The 6,413-nt window shown below is 65.3% G+C and carries 6 protein-coding genes; 3 read left to right on the top strand and 3 right to left on the bottom strand.

What is annotated here, in order from left to right:
• Positions 1–567: phosphotransferase (locus VNW74_RS30090; RefSeq protein ID WP_325683728.1), on the top strand; the 567-nt coding region annotated here is incomplete at its 5' end.
• Here the strand turns inward: VNW74_RS30090 and VNW74_RS30085 are convergent.
• Together VNW74_RS30085 and VNW74_RS30080 are read right to left on the bottom strand one after the other, a co-directional pair.
• Positions 564–1,862: an acyl-CoA dehydrogenase family protein gene (locus VNW74_RS30085; RefSeq protein WP_325683726.1), complete on the bottom strand. Its 1,299-nt coding sequence runs from the start codon at positions 1,860–1,862 to the stop codon at positions 564–566. The two genes, VNW74_RS30090 and VNW74_RS30085, sit on opposite strands and share 4 nt — an antisense overlap.
• Positions 1,863–1,891: 29 nt before the next feature.
• Complete coding sequence (locus VNW74_RS30080; RefSeq protein WP_414686823.1) at positions 1,892–2,674, bottom strand: enoyl-CoA hydratase/isomerase family protein; 783 nt, start codon at positions 2,672–2,674, stop codon at positions 1,892–1,894.
• A gap of 109 nt (positions 2,675–2,783) precedes the next feature.
• Between VNW74_RS30080 and VNW74_RS30075 the strand changes: the two genes are divergently transcribed.
• Both VNW74_RS30075 and VNW74_RS30070 read left to right on the top strand, forming a co-directional pair.
• Positions 2,784–4,472 (top strand): AMP-binding protein, encoded by a 1,689-nt coding sequence (locus VNW74_RS30075; RefSeq protein ID WP_325683722.1) that lies wholly within the window; start codon positions 2,784–2,786, stop codon positions 4,470–4,472.
• 3 nt (positions 4,473–4,475) lie between these two features.
• Positions 4,476–6,095 (top strand): AMP-binding protein, encoded by a 1,620-nt coding sequence (locus VNW74_RS30070; protein ID WP_325683730.1) that lies wholly within the window; start codon positions 4,476–4,478, stop codon positions 6,093–6,095.
• A gap of 104 nt (positions 6,096–6,199) precedes the next feature.
• Here the strand turns inward: VNW74_RS30070 and VNW74_RS30065 are convergent.
• On the bottom strand, positions 6,200–6,413 hold a 214-nt coding region (locus VNW74_RS30065), incomplete at its 5' end, for a hypothetical protein (protein WP_325683720.1).

Below are 6,413 nucleotides of genomic sequence, written 5' to 3'. Positions count from 1 at the left end.
CATCGCATTGCGCCCGGCGCCGTGGGTCTGGAGTCCGAGCCGGTGATCGGGCCGTCCGCGGAGATCGAGCGGTGGTGTCGCACGCTGGATACCGTCGATTCCGCGCTGGCGCCGGGGTGGCGGGAAGTCGCTGCCGCCCTGACATCCAGCACGCCGCCGGCCTTGCCGCCCGCTTTGGTGCACGGCGACTTTCGGCTGGGCAACCTGCTGGCAGTCGATGACCGCATCACCGCCGTCATCGATTGGGAAATCTGGTCGGTCGGTGACCCGCGTGTCGACGCGGGATGGTTCTTGATCAATTGCGACCCAAGGACCTACCAACGTCCCACCCGATACATTGACGCGACGCCGCCTGTGTCGGAGCTGGCGGCGCTCTACCGCGAAGAGCTGGGAAGTGAAGTGCCGGAACTAGATTGGTTCCAAGCTCTGGCCTGCTTCAAGTCGACGGCCACATGGTCACTGATCGTCAAGCACAATCGACGGCGCCAATTACCGGATCCAGACCTAGAGGCGATGGCGCCGACATTGCCGCAGTTGCTCTCGCGAGCCGGCGAGTTGCTCGGTTAGCCACGCGGAACGCCGGCAAGCTTGTCGGCGAACTTGGCTTCCGCGGCCTCGCGTAGCCGCAGCAAGTGCTCAGTTGGGAACATGTCGGGCGCAGGCTTGTGCTCCTTGAGCAGTAGCCGCGCCAAGGTGACCTTGTGCACTTCGGTCGGCCCGTCGGCCAGGCCCAGAACGAAGGACTCCACCAGGTGCTGGACGAACGGCATCTCGTGTGTGACGCCAAGCGATCCGTGTAGCTGCAGCGCACGGGCCGACACATCGTGCAATACCTTCTGCATCATCGCCTTGACCGCCGAGATGTCGGCACGAACGGCCTTGTAGTCGTTGTGCTGGTCGATCTTCCATGCTGTCTGCAAGGTCAGCAGCCGGAACGCTTCGATCTCCATCCACGAGTCGGCGACCATCTGTTGGACCAGCTGCTTGTCGCCCAGCATGTCGCCTTGCGTATAGCGGGATACCGCACGCTCGCAAAGCATGTCGAATATCCGCCGGACCAAGCCGACCGTGCGCATCGCGTGGTGAATGCGGCCACCGCCGAGTCGAGTCTGGGCGACCACGAACGCGCCGCCCCGCGGCCCGAGCATGTGATCGTCCGGGACCCGGACATTCTCATACCGGACGTAACCTTCGCGTCCTCCGCCGCCAAGGGCTTGGTAGCCAAGGCCGACGTCGCGTAAAACGTTGATGCCAGGCGTCTCAGCGGGCACGACGAACATCGAATGACGTTGGTAGGGCGGGGCATCGGGATCGGTCACGGCCATCACAATTAAGAACGATGCGATGGATGCGAACGACGAAAACCACTTGTCACCGTTGATCACCCAATGATCGCCGTCCTGCATCGCGGTTGTGGTGAAGACTTTCGGGTCCGCGCCGCCCTGTGGCTCGGTCATCGAGAAGCACGACACGATCCGGTTGTCCAGCAGCGGCTCCAGATAACGCTGCTTGAGTTCCGGAGTGCCGTAGTGGGCCAGGATTTCGCTGTTACCGGAATCCGGAGCCTGCGAGCCGAAGACGATCGGCGCACATTCCGACCGGCCGAGGATCTCGTTGAGCAACGCCAGTTTCACCTGGCCGTGTCCGGGCCCGCCCAGATGAGGACCCAGATGGGTAGCCCACAGCCCGCGTTCCTTGACGATCTGCTGCAGCGGAGGGATCAGCGCCTGGCGCACCGGGTCATTGAGATCGTGAGACTCTTTGACAATCAGATCGATTGGTTCACACTCCGAGCGCACAAACTCGTCAACCCAGGTGAGCTGCGCGGCCCATTCGGGGTCAGTGGAGAAATCCCAGGCCACCGTTCATCCTTTCGCTACTCAATCATTGGTCACGAAGACCAGGTCTGCCTGCGGGCTGCCGCTTCCTCGGTGGCGTGGCTGAGCACCTGGTTGCGGTTCTCGAGCTCGAGGGCCGGCCCCAGCCCTGCGGCATCGGTGTTGACCTGCAGCGCTCGCTTGGTCAGTCGCACGCCCAGTGGTGCGAGCTCTGCTACGCGAATGGCTATTTCGAGTGCATGCTGAGATAGCTCTGCGGGATCCACCAGTTCGCTCACCAGACCACGACGGTCGGCCTCCTCGGCGGAGACCATCCGGCCGGTCAGCGTCCAGTCGGCGGCCACAGTGGCACCGACAATGCGCGGCAAGAAGTAGCTCATTCCCATCTCGGCTCCGGACAGGCCAAGCAGGATCGCCGCATTACCGAATGTTGCTGCGGTCGAGCAGATCCTGATGTCCGCCGCCAGGCACAGTGCCAAGCCCGCGCCGACACAGGGACCGTTGACCGCAGCGATCACCGGCTGCGGCATGTCGCGAATCGCCTGCGGCAGTGCGGCCATGCTTTCCTGGAAGCGCAGGCGGTCTATGGCCGGATCTGTCGCCTCCGGTATCGCCGGGCCGAAGTCACGCATGTCGATGCCGGAGCAAAACCCGCGCCCCGCGCCGGTGAGCACGACGGCGTTGACCGATGTGTCCGCGGCCAGTGCGGCCAAAGTTTCCTTGAGCTCGTCGACCATGACCTCGTTGATCGCGTTGAGTCGCTCGGGTCGGTTGAGCTGCAACAGCACCACGCCGGCGTGCGGTTTCTGTACGCTCAACGTCTCGGTCACCGTCAATCGAGCTCCCTCCGTTCCGAGCCCTGAGACGCTCATTCGCTGACGAAGAGAATGCTATTCTTCGGCCGCGTGGCCACGCAATGCGGGTGGGCGGTGGATGCTGAATACCATGGCGAGCAACACCGAGCGTTACCGCGCCGCGCGTGACCAAGTCCTCGCCATGGTCGACGACGACCGGCTCGCCGCCACCTTCTCGTGGCCGCATCTGGTCGGCGCCTTCAACTGGGCCACCGACTGGTTCGACGTCATCGCCCGAGGCAACGACCGCACCGCGCTGCGGATTGTCGAGGAAGACGGCAGCGAGCAGAGCGTCAGCTTCGCCGCGATGGCCGACCGGTCCGATCGGGTGGCGGCGTGGCTGGAGCAACTCGGTATCGGCAAGGGGGACCGCGTCGTCCTGATGCTGGGCAACCAGATTGAGCTCTGGGAATCCACCCTCGCCGTCACCAAGCTCGGGGCGGTGGTGATGCCGGCCACCGGTGCACTCGGACCGAGCGACCTTGCCGACCGCATCGTCCGCGGTGGGGTGCGGGCCGTGATCGCCAACGCCGCTGATACCGCCAAGTTCGACGATGTCGGCGGCGACTACCACCGCGTCGTGGTGGGCACCGGCGATGCGGGTTGGCATCGCTACGCCGACGCCGCCGATGTCGTCGGGGCCAAGCCGTTCACCGCGCGAACCACGGTGGACGATCAGATGCTGATCTACTTCACCTCCGGCACGACGAGCAAGCCCAAGCTGGTGGCGCACTCTCAGATCAGCTACCCGGTCGGGCATCTGTCGACGATGGCGTGGATCGGGGTGCGACCGGGTGACGTGCACTTGGCGATCAGCTCACCGGGCTGGGCCAAGCATGCCTGGAGTTGTGTCTTCGCCCCGTGGATCGCCGAGGCGACAATCTTGGTGTACAACTACCGGCGATTGGATGCCGCCGCGCTGCTGAATCACCTCCGTCATGCCGGGGTGACGACGTTCTGCGCGCCACCGACGCTGTGGCGCATGCTCATTCAAGCGGACCTGGGCACCAGGCCCGTTGCGCTGCGCGAGATCGTGGCCGCCGGTGAGCCGCTCAATCCCGACGTCATCGCACAGGTCGAACGCGCGTGGGGGCTGACCATTCGCGACGGCTATGGGCAGACCGAGACCACGCTGTTGGTCGGCAATCTGCCGGGCCGTCCGGTGCAGCCCGGCTCGATGGGCCGCCCGCTGCCCGGCGTACCCGTGGTGCTCGTCGACCCGGTCAGCGGGAAGCCCGGCGACGAGGGTGAGATTTGCCTCGACCTGGGCGCCAAGCCGGTCAACCTGATGACCGGCTACCTCCAGGATCCGGAACGCAACGCCGCCGCGATGGCCGGCGGTTACTACCACACTGGCGACATCGCGCGTCGCGACGCCGACGGGTCGATCACCTATGTCGGCCGCACCGACGACGTGTTCAAGTCGTCGGGCTACAAGGTATCGCCGTTCGAGTTGGAAAGCGTGCTCATCGAGCATCCGGCGATCGTGGAAGCCGCCGTTGTGCCGCAGCCCGACGACACCCGGCTGGCGATCCCCAAGGCCTACGTTGCGCTGGCCGCCGGCTGGCCGGCGAATGCCGAGACGGCCAGGACGATCATGGAGTTCGTGCGCGACCGGGTGGCGCCGCATCTGAGGGTGCGGCGGGTTGAGTTCTACGAACTGCCGAAGACGATCTCGGGAAAGATCCGCCGAGTGGACCTACGCCGTCGTGAAGAGCGTACACACGTGGCCGGCACACCGGATTCGGCGGAGTACCGATACGAAGACCTGGTGGGCTGAGCGCTGAAATCCTATGACACGGGGCCGATCAGCACGCCGATCCTCGAGGAGACGATCGGGGAGAACTTCGAGCGGACGGCCGCGGCCAACCCGGACGGCGAGGCGCTGGTCGACGTCGCACAGGACCGGCGGTGGACCTACGCCGAACTCAACGCCGAGATCGATCTGACTGCAAGGGGTTTGATGTCGCTGGGCGTGCAGCACGGCGATCGCGTCGGCGTCTGGTCGCCGAACTGTGCCGAGTGGATCATCGTGCAGTACGCCACGGCGAAGATCGGCGCCATTCTGGTCAACATCAATCCTGCCTACCGCACACACGAGCTCGGTTATGCCCTGAAGCAGTCCGGGGTTCGAACGCTTCTCGCAGCGACATCATTCAAGACTTCGGATTACCGATCGATGGTGGACGAGGTACGTCCGAACGCCAACGAGCTGCGCGAGGTCGTTTTCATCGGTACCCGCGACTGGACAGACCTGCGTGACCGCGCCGAGCGGGTGTCGGTGGCCGCGCTGCGATCCCGGATGGCCGCCCTGGACAACCGCGAGCCGACCAACATCCAATACACCTCGGGTACAACGGGTTTCCCGAAGGGCGCGACGCTGTCGCATCGCAACATCCTCAACAACGGCTTCTTCGCCACCGAGCTGCTCAACCTGGGCCCCGGCGATCGGATGTGCATCCCGGTGCCGTTCTATCACTGCTTCGGGATGGTGCTGGGCAACCTCGGCTGCACCACCCACGGCGCCACGATAATCGTCCCGGCCCCGGGGTTTGATGCCGCATGCACCCTGGCTGCCGTCCAAGCCGAACGGTGCACCGCACTGTACGGCGTGCCGACCATGTTCATCGCCCTGCTCGGTCATCCTGACTTCGAGGGCACCGACCTGACGTCGCTGCGGACCGGCCTCATGGCCGGATCGGTGTGCCCGGTCGAGGTCATGAAACGCTGTGTGGCCGAGATGAATATGACCCAAGTGGCGATCGCCTACGGTATGACCGAGACGTCGCCGGTCTCCTGCCAGACGCTGATCGATGACGACCTGGAGCGGCGAACCGCGTCCATCGGGCGGGCGCATCCCCATGTGGAGATCAAGATCGTCGACCCTGACACCGGCGACATCGTCGAGCGCGGTCAGCCCGGGGAGTTCTGCACCCGTGGCTATTCGGTGATGCTGGGCTACTGGCGTGACGAGGCCAACACCCGCGAGGTGATCGACGCCGACGGGTGGATGCACAGCGGCGATCTCGCGGTGATGCGCGACGACGGCTACTGCAACATCGTGGGCCGCCGCAGCGACATGATCATCCGCGGTGGCGAAAACGTCTATCCGCGCGAGATCGAAGAATTCCTCACCACCCATCCCGACATCGAGGACGCGCAGGTCGTCGGCGTCCCGGACGCCCAATACGGCGAAGAGATCTGTGCATGGCTCCGGATGAAGCCGGGACGGCGAGCACTCGATGCGGACGCGGTGCGCGCTTTCGCCACCGGAAAGGTGGCGCACTACAAGATCCCGCGCTACGTGCACGTCGTCGACGAGTTTCCGATGACGGTGACCGGCAAGGTTCGCAAAGTCGACATGCGTGCCGAAAGTGCAGAGATGTTCGGGCCCAGCGAGTGAGTCGGCGTTCGATGGGCCAAACGGTCGCCTTGCCGATCTATTCAGCAAGGCGACCGTCTTGGTTCAGTTGCAACCTAGGTCCCGTGGTCCGCTCGAGGCACGACTCAGATGCAGAGCCCCAACGGACACAGAGGCGGCGGGCCACCCCACCCGGCAAAGCCGGGGCCGCCCCAACCACGACCGCCCCAACCGGGGCCGCCCCAGCCACGACCGCCCCAACCGGGTCCGCCCCAGCCGCGTCCACCGGGTCCGCCCCAGCCGCGTCCACCGGGTCCGCCCCAGCCGCGTCCGCCCCAGCCGCGTCCACCGGGTCCGCCC

Origin of the sequence: Mycobacterium sp., assembly GCF_035570115.1 — a bacterium.
In the GTDB taxonomy this organism is placed as follows: domain Bacteria; phylum Actinomycetota; class Actinomycetes; order Mycobacteriales; family Mycobacteriaceae; genus Mycobacterium.
The sequence above is the reverse complement of the archived record's forward strand: the minus strand, read 5'-3'. Positions and strand labels throughout refer to the sequence as shown.